At 59.9% G+C, this 16,574-nt stretch carries 16 protein-coding genes; 7 read left to right on the forward strand and 9 right to left on the reverse strand.

Annotated features, from left to right (window positions below; genetic code table 11):
• Positions 1 to 87: 87 nt before the first annotated feature.
• The 4 genes from EOI86_RS07600 to EOI86_RS07615 form a co-directional block, all read right to left on the reverse strand.
• A complete protein-coding gene (locus tag EOI86_RS07600; RefSeq protein ID WP_127764484.1) occupies positions 88 to 609 on the reverse strand; it encodes a hypothetical protein in 522 nt (173 codons plus the stop codon).
• A gap of 44 nt (positions 610 to 653) precedes the next feature.
• The gene (locus EOI86_RS07605) at positions 654 to 1,163 is read right to left on the reverse strand and encodes a PAS domain-containing protein (protein WP_275668582.1); all 510 of its coding nucleotides are present in this window, start codon (positions 1,161 to 1,163) and stop codon (positions 654 to 656) included.
• A gap of 84 nt (positions 1,164 to 1,247) precedes the next feature.
• Complete coding sequence (locus EOI86_RS07610) at positions 1,248 to 3,233, reverse strand: TRAP transporter permease (protein WP_127764486.1); 1,986 nt, start codon at positions 3,231 to 3,233, stop codon at positions 1,248 to 1,250.
• A 110-nt stretch (positions 3,234 to 3,343) separates the two neighbouring features.
• Positions 3,344 to 4,498, reverse strand: a complete 1,155-nt coding sequence (locus EOI86_RS07615) for a TAXI family TRAP transporter solute-binding subunit (RefSeq protein WP_127764487.1) — start codon at positions 4,496 to 4,498, stop codon at positions 3,344 to 3,346.
• Positions 4,499 to 4,787: 289 nt separating this feature from the next.
• On the opposite strand from EOI86_RS07615, the gene EOI86_RS07620 reads away from it, so the two are divergent.
• The 5 genes from EOI86_RS07620 (at position 4,788) to EOI86_RS07640 (ending at position 11,403) form a co-directional block, all read left to right on the forward strand.
• Positions 4,788 to 6,296 carry a 3-hydroxyacyl-CoA dehydrogenase gene (locus EOI86_RS07620; RefSeq protein WP_127765169.1) on the forward strand — a complete coding sequence of 503 codons (1,509 nt, stop codon included), beginning with the start codon at positions 4,788 to 4,790 and terminating at the stop codon, positions 6,294 to 6,296.
• Between the two features lie 112 nt (positions 6,297 to 6,408).
• On the forward strand, positions 6,409 to 8,499 hold the full coding sequence (locus EOI86_RS07625) for an HD family phosphohydrolase (protein WP_127764488.1): 2,091 nt from the start codon (positions 6,409 to 6,411) through the stop codon (positions 8,497 to 8,499).
• Between the two features lie 50 nt (positions 8,500 to 8,549).
• Positions 8,550 to 8,765 carry a SlyX family protein gene (locus EOI86_RS07630; RefSeq protein ID WP_127764489.1) on the forward strand — a complete coding sequence of 72 codons (216 nt, stop codon included), beginning with the start codon at positions 8,550 to 8,552 and terminating at the stop codon, positions 8,763 to 8,765.
• A 143-nt stretch (positions 8,766 to 8,908) separates the two neighbouring features.
• The gene (locus EOI86_RS07635) at positions 8,909 to 10,207 is read left to right on the forward strand and encodes a saccharopine dehydrogenase family protein (protein ID WP_127764490.1); all 1,299 of its coding nucleotides are present in this window, start codon (positions 8,909 to 8,911) and stop codon (positions 10,205 to 10,207) included.
• Positions 10,204 to 11,403: a carboxynorspermidine decarboxylase gene (locus EOI86_RS07640; RefSeq protein ID WP_205032097.1), complete on the forward strand. Its 1,200-nt coding sequence runs from the start codon at positions 10,204 to 10,206 to the stop codon at positions 11,401 to 11,403. Before EOI86_RS07635 ends, EOI86_RS07640 begins: the two co-directional genes overlap by 4 nt.
• A gap of 7 nt (positions 11,404 to 11,410) precedes the next feature.
• Here EOI86_RS07640 and EOI86_RS07645 read toward each other — a convergent pair whose 3' ends face one another.
• Positions 11,411 to 12,304: a LysR family transcriptional regulator gene (locus EOI86_RS07645; protein ID WP_127764491.1), complete on the reverse strand. Its 894-nt coding sequence runs from the start codon at positions 12,302 to 12,304 to the stop codon at positions 11,411 to 11,413.
• Positions 12,305 to 12,405: 101 nt separating this feature from the next.
• Here EOI86_RS07645 and EOI86_RS07650 point away from each other — a divergent pair, with 101 nt between their 5' ends.
• A complete protein-coding gene (locus tag EOI86_RS07650) occupies positions 12,406 to 13,179 on the forward strand; it encodes an SDR family oxidoreductase (protein WP_127764492.1) in 774 nt (257 codons plus the stop codon).
• A gap of 58 nt (positions 13,180 to 13,237) precedes the next feature.
• A complete protein-coding gene (locus EOI86_RS07655) occupies positions 13,238 to 13,456 on the forward strand; it encodes a tautomerase family protein (protein WP_127764493.1) in 219 nt (72 codons plus the stop codon).
• A gap of 1 nt (position 13,457) precedes the next feature.
• Here EOI86_RS07655 and EOI86_RS07660 read toward each other — a convergent pair whose 3' ends face one another.
• The 4 genes from EOI86_RS07660 to EOI86_RS07675 all read right to left on the reverse strand — a co-directional run bounded on the left by EOI86_RS07660 (position 13,458) and on the right by EOI86_RS07675 (position 16,488).
• Complete coding sequence (locus EOI86_RS07660; RefSeq protein WP_127764494.1) at positions 13,458 to 13,937, reverse strand: VOC family protein; 480 nt, start codon at positions 13,935 to 13,937, stop codon at positions 13,458 to 13,460.
• A gap of 101 nt (positions 13,938 to 14,038) precedes the next feature.
• On the reverse strand, positions 14,039 to 14,512 hold the full coding sequence (locus EOI86_RS07665; RefSeq protein WP_127764495.1) for a YbaK/EbsC family protein: 474 nt from the start codon (positions 14,510 to 14,512) through the stop codon (positions 14,039 to 14,041).
• Between the two features lie 12 nt (positions 14,513 to 14,524).
• Positions 14,525 to 15,505: a DMT family transporter gene (locus tag EOI86_RS07670; RefSeq protein WP_205032098.1), complete on the reverse strand. Its 981-nt coding sequence runs from the start codon at positions 15,503 to 15,505 to the stop codon at positions 14,525 to 14,527.
• A gap of 185 nt (positions 15,506 to 15,690) precedes the next feature.
• On the reverse strand, positions 15,691 to 16,488 hold the full coding sequence (locus EOI86_RS07675; RefSeq protein ID WP_127764496.1) for a class II aldolase/adducin family protein: 798 nt from the start codon (positions 16,486 to 16,488) through the stop codon (positions 15,691 to 15,693).
• Positions 16,489 to 16,574 lie beyond the last annotated feature (86 nt).

The raw sequence follows: 16,574 nt of genomic DNA on the forward strand, positions 1-16,574 counted from the left end.
GAGCATCCGCTGCCAAATAGTTAACACTATTGTTTGGCTAGGCAATGGCCGGTGCGGCAACACTATTTGTGCCTACTCGTCCGCAACTCAGCTGCAGGCGCCTTGGGTCAGTATCGCCTGACCGTCGGTGTCGAAATAACCGGTCGCACGGTAGGTCTGGCCATGCTTGTCGGTGAAGACGCCCATAACAGCCCCGCCGGCAATTTCGGTGCCGCTGACAATGGTTTGGCCGTGATCGGAATCCTGAAGCTGGTCGTCCAAGTCTATTTCGAAGGCGAAGCTGTCGCCGCGCGCGAAACGGTCGAAGACGAGGCTCAATTGCTGATATCCGTCCAGGCCGGAAGATGCGGCGCGGAGGACGGCGGTAGAGGCGAGGGGCTGGAAGGGCTGATAGGCGCTCCATCCCGCGCCGCCGTAATCGGTATCGAAAATCACGCCGCCCGCACTGGAGGAAAGGTCGATCGCCATTTGCTGGAGGCTCAGGCCGATGACGCTGTTGTTTTCGATTAGGAAAGTGTCGTCCGACCCTTCGGTGAACTGAACCCTGGTATCCGGTCCGCAGGCCTGTGCTTGGCAGGCGAAGAAACCCAAAGCGAAACCGGCCGCCAACGACGCCTTGGCGGTCGTGCCTTTTCGTCTCTTTGCAGTTTGGCTTATTGCTTCACGTCCTCCGGTATGGCGGCGCCAATGACCTTGTCCACCGTAACACCGTCGCCGGCCAGTGGATAGAATGCGCGGTATACCGAGACCAGGAATTCCTGCTTGTGAGGTAACCCAGCCTTTGTAAACACCGGCTTTCCCGTCAGAACCACGTCATCGAACGACTTTCTTATGATCGCTACGTCCGCGGCGTCCAGGTTATCGCTCAAGCGCGCGCCGGTCCGGTCAATGCCCAGCAGAGTGACGTTCGCGGTTCCGATAAGCCGGTATCTGTAATCCACGTCGTTGCCCGACCGCAGAACATCCAGAATCACGATCCAGGGAAGCACCCGTGCGCCGAGCTCCACGGGATCGATATGAGCGCGTGAGGGGATACGACCGTCGGACGCGTATTTCATCCAACAGTCATTCAGTCGATTGAGCGGTGAATGGGCGGGAATATCCTCAAACCCTACGGGCTTAACCCAAAGGAAGGCCCCATGTGTGTCTGTCGATGCTTCCAAAATGAAAAATGCCTAAAGAGTTCTTTATCAGAAAACTCTTGTTAACACCTGACGTATGAAAGCAAAGCAAAAAAAACTCGCCCTTTATGTCGCTGGAACCAGCCGTCCGTTGCGCCAGGCGACCAGCAGTGCAGGCGCGCTGACTGCCGCGCCGATCAGGCTGAACGCCCAATGGGACAAGCCCCAACTGTCGACGCCCGGGAAGGCGAACAGAATGCCGCCCGTGAACAAAAGGATCCGGTAAAGGAAACCCGAAACCCCGTCACCCAAACCGCCCAGGAAACTGAGATGGCCTTGCAAGGCGCAGCTTAGGAACCAAACGCCGATAAGGGCGGTGGCCAGCACGCCTATGACTTCCAAGGTCGGGGCTTCGCCGACCAAGGCCGGATTGAGCACGAAGAAGAAGGGCGCGATATAGATCACACCGCCCAAACGCATCGCTTCAAGACCGGTCTTGAACGGGTTGGAACCTGCAAGTGTCGAGGCCGCGAAGGCACCCAGCGCGACCGGTGGGGTGATGTAGCTGACCATGCCCCAATACAGAATGAAAAGATGTACGGCGAGGACGTTGAGCCCCGCCTGTTCCAAAGCTGGGGCAAGTACGACGGCCAGGAAGATGTAACAAGCAGTAACCGTCATCCCCATGCCGAAGATGAAGGCGGTGACCGCGCCCATGATCAGCAGCATGATCGTCGATCCGCCGGCCAGGAAGATCAGGTCGTTCACCAAAGTTCCGGCAAGTCCAGTGGCGGAAAAGGCGCCGACGATCAGGCCCACCCCAAGCAGGATGGCGACCAGTTCGGACAATGCCCGGCCGATCCCGACAATCAGGTTGATGCCGGTCCGCAGGGTGAAGCGGTGACTGCGCACGAATTGGTTTATGACCAGCAGCAAAGCGGTCGCATAGAAGGGGGCCAGCGTATCCTGGCGCAGAGCGACCATCATAAAGATCAACAGCGCGAAGACGAAAAGGTACATCCACCCCTCGCGCGCCGCCGTGGCGAGGGAAGGGACTTCCGACGCCTTCAGGCCCTTCAGGCCGCGCTTCGCCGCATAGGCGTCGATCTGTGCGAACAGGCCGAAATAGTAAAGGATTGAGGGAATGGCCGCAGCGACGGCGATTTCCACATAGGGTCGGGACAGGAAGGATGCCATGACGAAGGCGGTCGCCCCCATGATCGGCGGCATCAGCACCCCGCCGGTCGAGGCGCAGGCTTCCGTCGCGGCGGCGTAGCGCGCGGTGAAGCCGGTTTTTTTCATCGCAGGAATGGAAACCGCACCGGTCGTCAGCACGTTCGAGATGACTGATCCCGACATTGAGCCCATGAAGCCGCTGGCGAAGATAGCGACCTTGGCGGCGCCGCCGCGGTAACGCCCGACCAGGGCGAGGGCAAGGTCGTTGAAGAATTTGCCGCCGCCGGTGTGCTGCAGCACGGCACCGAATAGGATGAACCCGATCACCAGGTTGCCGAAGGCTTTCATCGGAATGCCGAACGAGCTTTCGGCGGAAATAATATGATAGGGAATGACGTCCATGAAAGGCTGGGCGAAGCCCGAAATAGGCCCAGGCATCGAATCCGCGAAGGTTGGATAAAGCGAAAAGGCGAAGACGAAACAGAACAGCACCCATCCGCCGGCGCGGCGGGTCGCTTCCAAGGTCAGTGCCCACATTAAGATTGAGAACCACCGGGCCGTATCCGGCGGGGCGTATTCCCAACCCAGATCCAGGCTGACTTCCGCAGTCCATGCGAAATAGGCTGCGCCGCCGATGGCAGCCAAGGCCAAAAGAGCATCCCACCATTTTACCCCCGGTTCCCGTTGTGGAACGGCGGAGAATACCAGGAAGGCCATGGCCAGGAATATTCCCGCCAGCACATAGAGGTACCGACCTTCGAGCACGACGATGCCGAAGAGCTGTAAGTTGAACAGCTGGTGGATGGAAAGCATAACGGCGAGCAGCGTGCCGATGACGACGACGTAACGGGAAATTGGTCCCAGTTCCCGGCGTAGTCCGGTTTCGTCGACGTCAGGCGACGTCGTTGCGCCATTGCTGTTGGCGGCCTCAGTCATGATGGTGGGTATCCGAAGCGCAAAACAGGCCCGGGCAAAAAAGGCACGGACCCTGAAATTCCACCGGGCCGGCAACAAATGCCGGCCGGCCCGGTGGAAGGGTTAGGAACTTAGAAGACGACGTCGAAGCCGCCGTCGGCCAAGGCCTTGCGGCGCGTTTCCGCCCAGGTTTCATCCCAGGCATCATCCGCAACGCCCGACGCTTCCAGCTTCGCCCAAGCGTCCTGCAGGGCCGTTTGACGCGCGATCAGCTTGTCGTTGTGGGCCTGATCGGCGTCGGTCCACTTGCCGATTTCCTTGTAGTATTTGATGGCCCCGTCGTGATAGGGCGCAACCCATTGGAAGTTCTGCTTGTCCAGGGCCCATCCGCCGATGCCCGGCGCTTTGCCGTCATATTCGGGGAACAGTTCAACCATCGCCTTGGTCATGTTGTAGACGAGGTCAGCGTCCTGATCCGCCATGGCGACCAGGACCGGATAGGAATAGCCGGCGCCTTCATAGGCGGGACCACCGTCGATGTTCGCGCCGACCTTTGCCATGTTGGGCTGGAAGAACGGAGCGACCGCCTGCATGCGGGCGATGCCTTCCTTGTCGTCATGATGGATTTTCGGCCAGATCAGACCGCGGGGCGAAGCGGCGGCTTCATAGGCCTTGCCGGAATTGGTCGACGCGAAGACGGCATCCACCTGATCATTGATCAAGCCTTTCCAGGAATCACCGAAGCCACCGAATTCGACTTTCGTGACATCGTCCCAGGTCAAGCCGGCATAAGCCAGATATGCCGTGACGTTGACGTTCAGCGCCGGTGCGCCTTTAACCCAAGCGACGCGCTTGCCTTTCAAATCGGCATATTCCTTTACGCCGATATCGCCTGCCACGCCGACCGCCAGATTGATGGCGCCGCCGTTATTGGCCAACAGCACGCGGACCGGTTGCGGTCCCCAGTTCTTTTTGCCGAAGGCGAAGGCGCCTTCCTGGGCCATGAAGGATCCACCGACCCCGGTCGCCGAAAATTGTACCTTACCCTGGCGGAGCGGTTCCGTCCGCGCGATGTCGTTCTTGCCGGGAAGGACCCGCAGGTCGATGCCGGCGGCATTCTTTAAGGCGGCGCCTACGGCAACCGATTGGTTATACCCGGCTGACCCCGTGCCATAAGCGGTCCAGGCGATTTGCCCGGGCAGGTTCACGTCCGCGGCGAAGGCCTGTCCAGCCATCGACGCAGCGGCGATTCCCGCCACTGCGAGCGTTTTCAAAGTCCAATTCATATGTTTCCTCCCAAGCCGGCGTATCTGCCGGTCTGATCCTGTTTGGTGACTCACCTGCATGGGATGAGCCTTGTCGTTTGTCGATCGAGGGGAGGGTAGGGCAAATTGGACCGGACCTACAAGCAAGCAAAAGCTGATGTTCTAGTATTCTTACAGGAATTCGATTTCCAGCTGGTACTGGACCGGCGTGGACGCTAGGAATTTAGCCCGCGCCGTGCCGTTGAAATAAAATGGCACGGGCCGCGTCAGCTGCGCCAAGTGTGTTTCCAAGGGAGTGAAAGCGGTGGGTATGAAAAAGATCGATGCCACGGACTATACGGTCGGGGTCGTTGGGGCCGGGGCCATGGGACAAGGAATCGCGCAGGTTTCCGCGCAGGGCGGCATGCGCACGATCATTCTCGACGCGAAGCCGGGCGCAGCCGAATCCGCCAAGGCGACGATCGCCGGACGCTTGGACCGGATGGTCGAAAAGGGCCGCATGTCCGATACCGCCGCCGCCGCCGCGAAGGACTGCATAGAGTTCGTGGAAGAAGTTTCCGGCTTGGCCGATTGTGACACGGTTGTCGAAGCGGTGTTCGAAGACCTGGACGTTAAGCAATCCCTGTTCAAGCAGATCGAGGACGTGGTTTCCGACGATTGCATCATTGCATCGAACACCTCATCCATCCCAATCGCGTCGATCGCGCGGGCCTGCCGGGTGAAGGGTCGGGTCGCCGGCTTACATTTCTTCAATCCGGTACCGATCATGAAATTGGTTGAAGTGATTCGCGGGCCGGAAACGGAAGACGCAGTGGCCGCGAACTTGTCCGAGCTTGGCAAACGGATGACACGGATTCCGGTAACCGTGAAGGACGCCCCCGGTTTTCTGGTGAACCTGGGCGGACGAGCCTTCACAACCGAAGGCTTGCGGGTCGTTCACGATGCCGTGGCGACCCCGGCACAGGTCGACGCGATCATGCGCGACTGCCGGCATTTCCGCATGGGACCGTTCGAATTGATGGATCTGACGGGGATCGACGTGAATTATCCGGTCAGCCTGATCGTCTATGAAGGCTATATGCAGGACCCGCGTTTGAAGACCTCGCCGATCCACAAGGCGCTGCACGACGCCGGCCGGTTGGGCCGAAAGACGGGCGGCGGCTGGTTCCAATACGGGGAAGGCGGCAAGCCGGTCCCGGGCGAGTCGCCGGATCATGAAACGAATGCTGCGCCGGCGAAACAGGTGGCCTTGGCGGAGGACGATCCGGTCCTTGCGGCCTTTTGCGCCGACATTGGCCTGGCGGTCGGAACCGATGATGGCACCTGCCCGATTTTGGCCGCCCCGGTCGGGGAGGACGCAACGACGGTCGCCGTGCGCACCGGTGCGGATTTTCGACGGCTCGTGGCGGTCGACCTGCTTTGTGACACCGCGACCCGTGTGACGGTGATGACGGCGCCTGGGGCCGATTTGTCCGCACGCGACGCCGTCGCGGCAACGATTGTCGCGTCAGGCCGAAAAGTCACGGCGATCAAGGATTCCCCCGGCTTCGTCTCCCAACGGATCAGCGCGATGGTCGCCAATTTGGGTACTTTCATGGCGGAAATCGGCTTGGCCAGCCCGGACGATATTGACCTGGCGATGAAACTTGGCCTGAACTATCCGATGGGGCCGCTGGAATTGAGTTCGGACCTTGGTTTGAAGAATCATGTTGAGATTCTGGAGGCGCTGCAGGCAATGACGGGCGAGGATCGGTATCGGCCTACCTCATGGCTGCGACGCCGCGCTGCGCTTGATTTGCCAATAGATACGCCTTCCTGACCCCTGTAATCACAAAACTTTGCGTGGTTTTGGTGAATTAGCGACTATTGCTGCGATGCAACTTCGCTCTATACTTGCATCAATGCCGTGGGGTACTGAAAGGCATAGGTGAATGAAGATCGGATCTCCTGCCCGCGATACCGAAGTCGTTCGGCGCGCACGGGCGGTATTGGCTGAGGCCAGGGAAGATCCGGCTTTGCTGCTTTCCGTCTTGACCGATTTGACCGAGGCGCATGAGCGGACCCTTGCGCGCGCCGGAATCACCGGACCGGCGCATGGTCAGCCGGTCGACCCGTTGCAGGCCGCGAAGGAAATGATCGCGCAGCAGCAACTGGAAATCCAGGAGTTGAAGCGGGAATTGGCGGCCCAGACGCGGCGCCTGAACCAATCCGCCGATGCCCAGCACAAGGAACTGGTTTTTGAACGCGCCAAGCTGGAGCGGTTGGTTCGCCTTGGTATCGCGATGGCGTCGGAACGGGATGAAACGCGCCTGTTGAGTTTGATACTTGAAGGCGCGATGGAACTGACCAATGCGGATGGCGCGACTTTCTACCTGATGACCGAGGAAGAAGACGCGCTGGAATTCCAGATCATCCGCAACCGGTCGCTCAATATCTCCATGGCGAGCACACCGGACGAGTCGCTGCCCTTCCCAAACGTGCACCTTTTTGACCTGCAAACCGGCGTCCCGAACGAGAAGAACGTCGTTTCAAAGGCCGTGCTGCTGCGGCAAACCTTCAATATTCCTGATGCTTATAACGCCGGGGATTTCGATTTTGCGGGTACGAAGAAATTCGACGAGGCGAATGGATACCGGTCCGTCTCCTTCCTGACCGTGCCGCTGATCCCGCGTGGCGGATCGGTTATCGGGGCGCTGCAGCTGATCAATGCGACCAATTCCGAAACGGGCGAAGTGATCCCCTTTGACGGTGAGTTGCAGGGTTTCGTCGAGGCCTTGGCCGCGCAAGGCGCGGTGACGATCGAAAACCAGAAACTACTGCATTCCCAACGCGAGTTGATCGACGCGATCATCGAACTGACGGCATCCGCCATTGATGCGAAAAGCCCCTATACCGGCGGGCACTGCAACCGCGTGCCGGAAATAGCCATGATGCTGGGCCAGGCCGCGCATGACGCGAAGCGCGGTCCATTCGCCGATTTCGGGTTCGCGGATGATGAGGAATGGCGCGAATTCCGCATCGCTGCCTGGCTGCACGATTGCGGCAAGGTCACGACGCCGGAATACGTCGTCGATAAGGCAACCAAGCTGGAAACGATCTATAATCGGATCCATGAAATCCGCACGCGGTTCGAAGTCATCCATCGTGAGCTGACCGTCGACTATCTGTCGCGGAAGGTGAAGGAATTGGGCGGCGACCCGGCGCCGGATGCGGAGCTGATGGCTGAATACGATCGGCTTCAGGCGGATTTCGACGTTGTGGCCGACTGTAACGTCGGGGGCGAATTCCTGGATCAGGAAAAGATTGATCGCATCAGGGAAATAGCCAAGCGCACCTGGACCCGCAATTTCGATAACCGCAAGGGCTTGTCACAGGACGAGCATTTGCGCCTGAAAGGCATTCAAGGGCGCCCGCCGCCCGCCGTCGAGAACCTGCTGGCTGACAAGCCGACCCATGTGGTCACCCGCGACCCGGGGGATATCGAGCGCTTCAAGACAAGCGGCTTCAAGATGGATATTCCCAAGAACCTCACCAATTTGGGCGAGATTTATAATCTTACCATCCAACGCGGCACGTTGACCGAGGAAGAACGGTTCAAGATCAACGAGCATATCATCCAGACGATCATCATGCTTGAGACGATGCCCTTCCCGAAAAACATGCAGCGCGTGCCCGAATATGCCGGCGGCCATCATGAGACGATGGACGGTAAGGGCTATCCCCGTCGCCTGACGCGGGAGGAAATGTCCGTTCCGTCGCGGATCATGGCGATCGCGGATATTTTCGAGGCACTGACCGCATCGGACCGGCCTTACAAGAAGCCGAAACCGTTGAGCGAGTCCCTGAAGATCCTTGGCTTCATGTGCCGGGATCACCATATCGATCCGGACGTTTTCCAACTGTTTTTGGAAAAGCAGATCTACCTGCGCTACGCGGAGGAATATCTCGACCCGTCCCAGATCGACGAAGTCGATATCGAGCCGCTGCTGGAGATTGCCCGCGAAGCGTCCGCCACGTATTGAGGTGGGCGGGCATTCGGCGCGTCAATCAATCACACGGATGGAGTTTTCCCATGGATGAGGATCTGGCCATGCGCTTGGCCGACATGGAAGCCCGCCTTGCCCATTTCGAGCGCCTGAGCGAGGACCTCTCGGACATCGTCGCCCGGCAGGCCAAGGACATCGACCGCCTGAAACAACAAGTCAGCGCCTTGTCATCGCGCGTGTTGGACATGCAGCAGGACTGGCGTCCCGGCGCGTCGGACGACAAACCGCCGCCGCACTACTGACTATTGGGGAAAAACCGGATTCTTGGCGGCCGGCTCCGTTTGGAGATTTGTGAAATTTTCGCCCCTTGGGCTTGTCATCGCCGTGCCGGATTTCCTAGACCTGAATTGTCACTTCAACCAGACGAGCGAAAAGGGGTTCATTGATGGCGAAACCGAACCTGTTGATTGTCGGCGCCGGCGGTGTGGGCGCGGTCGCGGCCCATAAGGCGGCACAGTTCGCGGAAGACTTCGGGTCGATCGCACTGGCCAGCCGGACGGAAGCGAAACTTCAACAGGTCGCCCAGGATGTCGTGGACCGAAACCCGGATATCACCTTGGGCGAGGATATCGTTACCGAAACAGTGGACGCCCGGAACAAGGAAGAGGTTGCCAGCCTGATCCGCAAGGTGGACGCGGGCATCGTCCTCAACCTCGCCACGCCTTATTGCAACACGGCGATCATGGATGCCTGCATTGAAACGGGTGCGGATTACCTCGACACGGCCGTGGCGGAAGAAGAGCATGTCGAAAATGTGCCCGCCCCTTGGTACGCCAATTTCGAATGGCCGCGAAAGCCCGACTTCGACAAGGCCGACACCAATGCGGTGCTGGGCATCGGTTTCGATCCCGGGGTCGTCAACGTCTTCTGCGCCTATGCGAAGCGCCATTTGTTGGATGCGATCGACAGCATCGACATCATCGATGTGAATGGCGGCGATCACGGCCGCTATTTCGCCACCAACTTCGACCCGGATACGAACCTGCGGGAAATCCGTGAGGACGTGATTTATTGGGAAGACGGCGAATTCAAGACCATCCCGCATCATTCCCGCAAGATGACGGTCGACCTGCCGGTAGTGGGCGAACACGACGTCTATTCCATGGGGCATGACGAACTGCACTCGCTGCCCAGGGCATTTCCCGAAGCGAAGCGTATTGAATTCTGGATGGGCTTCGGGGAACGGTATTTGCGGGTCTTCGACGTGCTCGAAAACCTTGGTCTGATCTCCTCTATCCCGGTTGAAGTGGAGGGTGTGGAAATGGCGCCGCTGAAAATGGTGAAAGCCGTCCTGCCCGATCCGGCCACATTGGCCGAAGGCTATACGGGCGAGGTTTGCATCGGTTGTGATATCCGCGGCACCAAGAACGGAAAGCCGCGCCGGGTGTTCATCTATTCCACTTGCGATCACACGGAATGCTTCCGGGAGGTCGGCTCTCAGGCGATTTCCTACACGACGGGCGTGCCGGCGATTGCCGCGGCGCTGATGCTGGCGCGCGGGGAATGGGACCCTAAAACCATGGTGAATGTGGAAGAACTCAACCCGGACCCCTTTCTGGACGTGATGCCGAAAGTCGGCATCGACTGGAAGGTGATGGATCTGCCGGTGGACGGCAGTTGGCCGGAAACCTCCGGTCATAACAGTGCCGGGTCCGATGCATCCGCAGGGCAGGGCAGGGCGTGACCGTTTCCATGGCGCGGGACGAAGTTGCCGGCAACTTCGCCAATTTCGATCCTTTCCGGGTGCCGTCGCCGTGCTACGTCATCGATATTGCCAAACTTGAGGATAACCTGCGCATCCTGTCGGATGTATCGGCCAAAGCGGACGCTAGGGTTCTGTTGGCGTTGAAGGCGTTTTCCTGTTTCGCATTGGCGGAGATGATCGGCGGTTTCTTGCACGGAACGGCGGCCAGCGGTTTATGGGAAGCCCGCCTGGGACGGACACGGTTCCAGGGCGCGGTGCATACTTTCGCGCCGGGCTTGAAGCAGGATCACCTGGCCGAGCTTCAGACCCTGTCTGACCACCTTATTTTCAATACGATCGGGCAGTGGAAACGGTTCAAGCCCTCGCTGCGGATGAATGACGATTGCGCCTTCGGGCTGCGGATCAACCCGCGCCATAGTGAGGCCGAAAATCCGCTATACGATCCCTGCGCCGCCTGGTCGCGGCTCGGCTCCCCGATCCCGCAATTGGAAGGGGAAGACCTGGAAGGACTGACCGGGTTCCATATCCACGCGCTGTGCGACCAGGGCTTCGAGCCCTTCGACCGCCTGCTGGGCGCAACGGAGGAAAAGGCGTCGGGTCTTTTGGAACGGATCAATTGGCTGAACCTGGGCGGCGGACAAATGATCACGGCGCAGGGGTTCGACCGCGCCGCGCTGATCGGGCGGCTGCGCGACCTGCGCCGGCGTACCGAGCTGGATCTCTATCTGGAACCGGGCACCGCTGTCGCCCTGAATGCCGGTGCCTTGGTGACGGAGGTGCTCGACACGTTCTGGAACGACGGCCATGTCGCAGTGATGGACTGTTCCGCCACCTGTCACATGCCCGACGTGATCGAGGCGCCCTATACCCCGGCGCTGCTGGGGACGGAGACGCTGGACCGGGCCGAGGACATGGATCCCAGGGACGAGCACGTCGTCCGCGTCGGCGGGCCGACCTGCCTGGCGGGTGACGTCATCGGCACCTATCGCTTCGACAAAGCGCCCAAGACCGGCGACCGGCGACTGTTCCTGGACCAGGCCTATTACACGATGGTGAAGACGACGACCTTCAACGGCACGCCGCTGCCCTCCATCGCGCTCTGGGACCCACGCACCGACGACGTCCGCGTCATCAAACAATTCGGCTACGAGGATTTCGAGGGTCGATTGAGCTGATTATTGGTCAACCGCCCGCAATCCGATCCTTCAGAAAATCGATCATCACGCGTGTTTTGCGGGGCAGGAAGGATCGGCTTGGATAGATCAGCCAGGCGGCGGTATCGAATGTGGTCGCCGTGACGGCGTGGTCCGGGAACAGATCGACCAACCGGCCGGATTTGATGTCCTTGTCGACGAGCCAATCGGCCAGCAGAGCCGGGCCCAGACCCGCGAGCGCCGCGTCGCGCAGCGCGAGCGCGCTGGAAACTTTCATGCGCGGCCGGACGGGAACCTCCTGAACCCCATCCTTGCGGAACAACCAGGTTCTATCGAAGCCGGGCAGGTCGAAACACAAACATGGCTGGGCCGACAGGTCTTCGGGCGCGGCGAGGGGCGGGGCTGTCTTAAGATAGTCTGGTGTCGCGCATATCCGATAATGCGTATCCATCAGTTTGGTGGTGATGACATCGCCGGTGACTTGGGGCCCCAGGCGAAGAGCGAGGTCGATCCGCTCGGCCACCAGATCGACGTTGCGGTCGGTGAAACGCAGCGTCAGGTCGATATCGGGATACTGGGCCAGGAAGTCGGGAATATGCGGCATCACACACGCCTGCCCGAAAGCGACGGAGGCGCTGACGGTCAGGGCACCGCTGGGGAAGGCTTCGGCATCGCGCAGGTCTTCCCGTGCTTCTTCCAATTCGGCCAGGATCGGTTCGACCTTGGCCAGAAAGCGCGCACCTGCATCGGTTAGGGCGACCCGGCGCGTGGTGCGTTGGAAAAGCCGTGCGCCCAGGTCTTCCTCCAATGTCGCGACCGCGCGCGAAACGGCCGACGGGTCTAGGTTCAGCACCCGCGCCGCCGCGGCGAAACCGCCAGCTCGTGCAGCTTCTGCATAAATACTTAAGAGTTTTGTATTCATTAATGTGATATATGCATCATATCGGTGCGCAATGGGAGGTTTAATACCGCCTGAATGCTCAATAGGGTGCCTGGCAGAACAATCGAACCCAGGAGAACCCCATGACGACCGAGCTTTCGAACAAGACAATCCTGGTCACGGGCGCCAGCCGCGGCATCGGCGAGGCGACGGCGCGCCATTTTGCAGCCGAGGGTGCGAATGTGGTGATGATGGCGCGCAGTGCCGCCCGTCTTGAGGAAATAGAGGTGGAAATCCGTGCGGGTGGTGGCGCGGTCACGGTCTGCACCGGCGATGTCAGCGCCTATGGCGATGTCGCCGCGGCGGTGGATGGAGCCGTGAAGGAATATGGCGGGTTGGACGTGCTGGTGAACAATGCGGGTGTCATTGACCCGATTGCCCGGTTGGCGGACAGCGACCCGACGGAATGGGACAAGGTCGTCGATATCAACGTGAAGGGCGTCTATCACGGGCTGCGCGCGGCCATCCCCGCAATGCTGGAAAGCGGCGGCGGCACCGTCATCAACATCAGTTCGGGCGCGGCGACCAATGCGCTTGAAGGGTGGAGCCATTATTGCTGCACCAAGGCGGCCGTCCTCTCGCTTACCGCATGCGCCGACAAGGAATACGGGTCGCAGGGCATTCGCGTGGTGGGGCTTAGCCCGGGCACGGTGGCGACGGAAATGCAGGTCTCGATCAAGGCGTCGGGCATCAATCCGGTCAGCCAGTTGGACCCCTCCGTCCATATCCCGACAGAATGGGTCGCCAAGGCCGCGGCCTATCTGGTGGGTGATGGCGGGGCTGCCTATGCCGGGCGTGACTTTTCGATCAAGACCGATGAGGGCCGCAAGGCTGTGGGCTTGCCGGCGGTTTCCTAGTCAGGCCCGGTCCGACTATGGTTCACTGCATCGGGTTCAACTCAAGTGGGAGACGACGATGCCGCTGATCGATATTCAGGTCATGGAAGGGGTGTTCACCGATGAGGAAAAGGGCGCGATGATCGCCAAGGTCAGCGACGCGTTCGGCGAGGTCGTCGGGGCCACATTGCGGGATGCGACATCGATCCGCGTGCACGAGGTGAAGAGCGGGTCCTGGGGCTATGGCGGGAAGCCGCTTACCACGGAGGATGCGAAGGCGATGCGCGCGAGGGGATAAGCTAAGCTTTCGACGCCTGCCAATCGGCAAGGATATCCCGCGCGCCGTTCAGGGCGGGGTTCATGCCGGCGTCGTGGCTCGTGGCCTTGGCAGCCAGTTCGATGACATAGCCGTTCGGGTCGCGAAAATAGATCGACTCAAAATGCTTGTGGTCGGAGATGCCGCGGGTCTCGATGCCCAGAGCCTCGGCCTTCTTCATCATCGGTTCGAACACGCCGCGGTCGACCTCCAACGCGATATGCAGGTCGAAGTCGTGTTGCTCCTTGAAGTCGAAAGGCCGGTCGGGGGCTTCGAAAAAGGCGAGGAAACTGCCGTCGTCCAGACGGTAGAAACTGTGCAGCACTTTTGTATCGCGCCCGGTTAGGGTCGTCTTGATTTCGAATGCATTCGCCAGCGGCAGGCCCAGGAAATCCTCATAGAACTTCCGGGTCTCCTCGGAGTCTCGGCAGCGATAGGCGTTGTGGTGCAGTCCCTTTATCATATCGACCTCCCGTCTGGTCTCTTCTTGGTTCCGTTGGCCAGACTAACATAGGCGGCGGACAAGCAGGTTCCAGACACCTTTCAGACACGGGGTCGTGAGGCCTATCGCTTCGCCACGTCGCCCACCGTGCCGTCGGTCAGCATGGGCAGGTCCTGGGGTTTCAGTTCGAAGACGGCGTTCGGGGTGCCGGCGCTGGCCCAGACCGTGTCGAACTGCATCAGCTCCTCGTCAATGAAAGCCACGGGTTTTACGACATGGCCGACGGGCGAGACGCCGCCAATCACATAGCCGCTTTTTTCCAGGACATAGTCCGGCTGGGCGCTTTTCACCTTCTGGCCCAACAGGTCGCGGACCTTCTTGTCATCCACCCGGTTTGGGCCTGAGGCGACGACCAGCACCGGGTCGCCCTCCTTGGTTTTGAACAGGACCGACTTGGCGATCTGCGCCACGGTACAGCCGATGGCGGCGGCGGCTTGTTCCGAGGTGGCGGTGGTTTCCTCGAATTCCAGAACTGTGTAGCCAGGGCCGAGCACGTCCTGAACGTGAAGCGCTTTTTCCTCGGTTGCTTTTCTCATGGGGCGACTCCGTCAATCCAGCTTCGGTCTGGTATCCGCGGCGCGCGGTCGGCTGATCGGACGGCTGCGGCGCACTTCACGATAGACGATGAACAATCCGGCGCCGACGATCAACGCCATGCCGGTCCAGGTGGTTGCATCGGGCACCTCGTCGAAGATCATGAAACCCCAGAACACCGCCAGCGGAACGGCGATGTATTCAAAGGGGGCGATCAGGCCGGCTTCGCCCATGCGATAGGCCTGCGCCAGCATATAGCCGATCATGCCCGAGAGAACGCCGATCCCGCCAAGTGCCGGCCAGTCCGAGACCGGCGGGATCTTCCAGGGCAGGAACAGGAAGTTGAGCGCCGGATGAACCTTGTCCACGAAACGCCCGTCACCGCAGATCAAAAACATCAAGGTGCAGACAATGATGAAGGTAACATAGATCGAAATCGCCAGGACTGAAGCGCTTTCGGTCACGCCCAACCGGCGGGTCAACATCTGCATCATGGCATAGGTGAAGGCCGCCAAGACGGGCAGCAGGGCGGTGATCTTGATGATGCCGTCGCCAGGTCGAAGCATGACGACAATGCCAGTGAAGCCGACGAAGACCGCGCCCCAGCGCCACGGGCCGACCTGTTCGCCCAGCATCGGGATGGACAGCACGGTGATGAAAAGCGGGGCGACGAAAAAGATTGCGTTGGCTTCCGCAAGCGGCATCCCGGCAAGGGCCGCGAAATAGGCGGAATTGGAAACGACGATGAACAGCGCGCGGACAAGCAGCAGGGGCATGCGCTTGCTCAACAGGCGCCTCCATCCCCCTTCAAACTGCAGGATGACGAACATAAAGGGCAGGGCGACCAGGGACCGGATGAGGACGAGTTCATGCAGCGGATACGAACCGCTGAACCCCTTGATCAAGGCATCCTGAATTGAAATCGCAAACATTCCTACAAGAATGCAGAGAATGCCGATTCCTTGCTTGTCGGGCAGTCGTGCCGACGCGGTCACCGTGGTACCCCCCGTTCGTCTAGTTGAGCGTTCTGGGCGAACGCGCTGTTTTGCGCCCGGATGCGGTTTGAATTTTGCGGCGTGACACCGCGGTGGGACAATGCTTCGAACCTGATCTCAACCGCCACGTGGATCAAGCTTGTTTTTCCAACCCGTCGAACGCCCGCCAGGTAAACTGTTCCGGATCAATCCCGATAACTGGTATCGATCTTGTCGAGCTTGCGCATCAATGCCGCGAATTCGACCGCGCCGACGCCTTCATTGGTTTCACGTTCGGAGAAGGCGTCCATGTCCCGGCCGCTGCGCGCGGAAACTTCGGGCGGGATGACGGCCATCGTTCCCGCGGACCCTGCATCGACCTGGATTTGGCAGGCGCGTTCCAGACGATAGAGGCGCAGGAAGGTCTCCGGGATCGATTGTCCCACGGTCAGGATGCCGTGGTTGCGCAGGATCATCGCGCGCTTGTCCCCCAGATTGGCCAGCAGGCGTTCCCGTTCGTCCAGATACAGGCTGACGCCCTCATAGTCGTGATAGGCGATCCGGTCGTGGAAGGCGGTCGACATCATGCTGATCTGTTGCAGGCCTTCCTGTGTGCCCGCGACGGCCATACCCGCCCTGGTATGGGTGTGCATCACGCATTTATTCACCGACTTGGCCATATGGATCGCGGAATGGATGACGAAGCCGGCATAGTTCACCGGATGATCGCTGTGCCCGATGATGTTGCCGTCCAGGTCAATCTTCACAAGATTGGATGCGGTCACCTCGTCATAATTCAGGCCATAGGGATTGATCAGGAAATGGCTTTCGTCCCCCGGCAGCTTGTAGGTCAGGTGCCCGTAGATCAGTTCCGTCCAACCGAAATAGTCCACCAAGCGGTAGGCGGCGGCGAGTTGAATGCGCGCGACCCGTTCATGCTCCTCGGGTGAGGTGTGGGCAAAAGTCGTGACCGTATCGATCCGTTGAGGCGACGATTGGGACATTTTTCCGTTTCCATCCGCTATGACGACCAGCCCCTTTTTGGGCCGTTCTTTTCACGAATGGTACAGCAAAGCCGATTACCGGTGAA

The organism is Hwanghaeella grinnelliae, assembly GCF_004005845.1.
Taxonomy (GTDB): domain Bacteria; phylum Pseudomonadota; class Alphaproteobacteria; order UBA8366; family Aestuariispiraceae; genus Hwanghaeella; species Hwanghaeella grinnelliae.

Excerpts from the sequence above, each read along its gene's own strand:
- EOI86_RS07655 (WP_127764493.1), top strand. The coding sequence starts at position 13,238 with ATGCCGCTGATCGATATTCAGGTCATGGAAGGGGTGTTCACCGATGAG.
- EOI86_RS07660 (WP_127764494.1), bottom strand. The coding sequence starts at position 13,937 with ATGATAAAGGGACTGCACCACAACGCCTATCGCTGCCGAGACTCCGAG.
- EOI86_RS07645 (WP_127764491.1), bottom strand. The coding sequence starts at position 12,304 with ATGAATACAAAACTCTTAAGTATTTATGCAGAAGCTGCACGAGCTGGC.
- EOI86_RS07610 (WP_127764486.1), bottom strand. The coding sequence starts at position 3,233 with ATGACTGAGGCCGCCAACAGCAATGGCGCAACGACGTCGCCTGACGTC.
- EOI86_RS07650 (WP_127764492.1), top strand. The coding sequence starts at position 12,406 with ATGACGACCGAGCTTTCGAACAAGACAATCCTGGTCACGGGCGCCAGC.
- EOI86_RS07630 (WP_127764489.1), top strand. The coding sequence starts at position 8,550 with ATGGATGAGGATCTGGCCATGCGCTTGGCCGACATGGAAGCCCGCCTT.
- EOI86_RS07620 (WP_127765169.1), top strand. The coding sequence starts at position 4,788 with ATGAAAAAGATCGATGCCACGGACTATACGGTCGGGGTCGTTGGGGCC.
- EOI86_RS07665 (WP_127764495.1), bottom strand. The coding sequence starts at position 14,512 with ATGAGAAAAGCAACCGAGGAAAAAGCGCTTCACGTTCAGGACGTGCTC.
- EOI86_RS07675 (WP_127764496.1), bottom strand. The coding sequence starts at position 16,488 with ATGTCCCAATCGTCGCCTCAACGGATCGATACGGTCACGACTTTTGCC.
- EOI86_RS07635 (WP_127764490.1), top strand. The coding sequence starts at position 8,909 with ATGGCGAAACCGAACCTGTTGATTGTCGGCGCCGGCGGTGTGGGCGCG.
- EOI86_RS07615 (WP_127764487.1), bottom strand. The coding sequence starts at position 4,498 with ATGAATTGGACTTTGAAAACGCTCGCAGTGGCGGGAATCGCCGCTGCG.
- EOI86_RS07625 (WP_127764488.1), top strand. The coding sequence starts at position 6,409 with ATGAAGATCGGATCTCCTGCCCGCGATACCGAAGTCGTTCGGCGCGCA.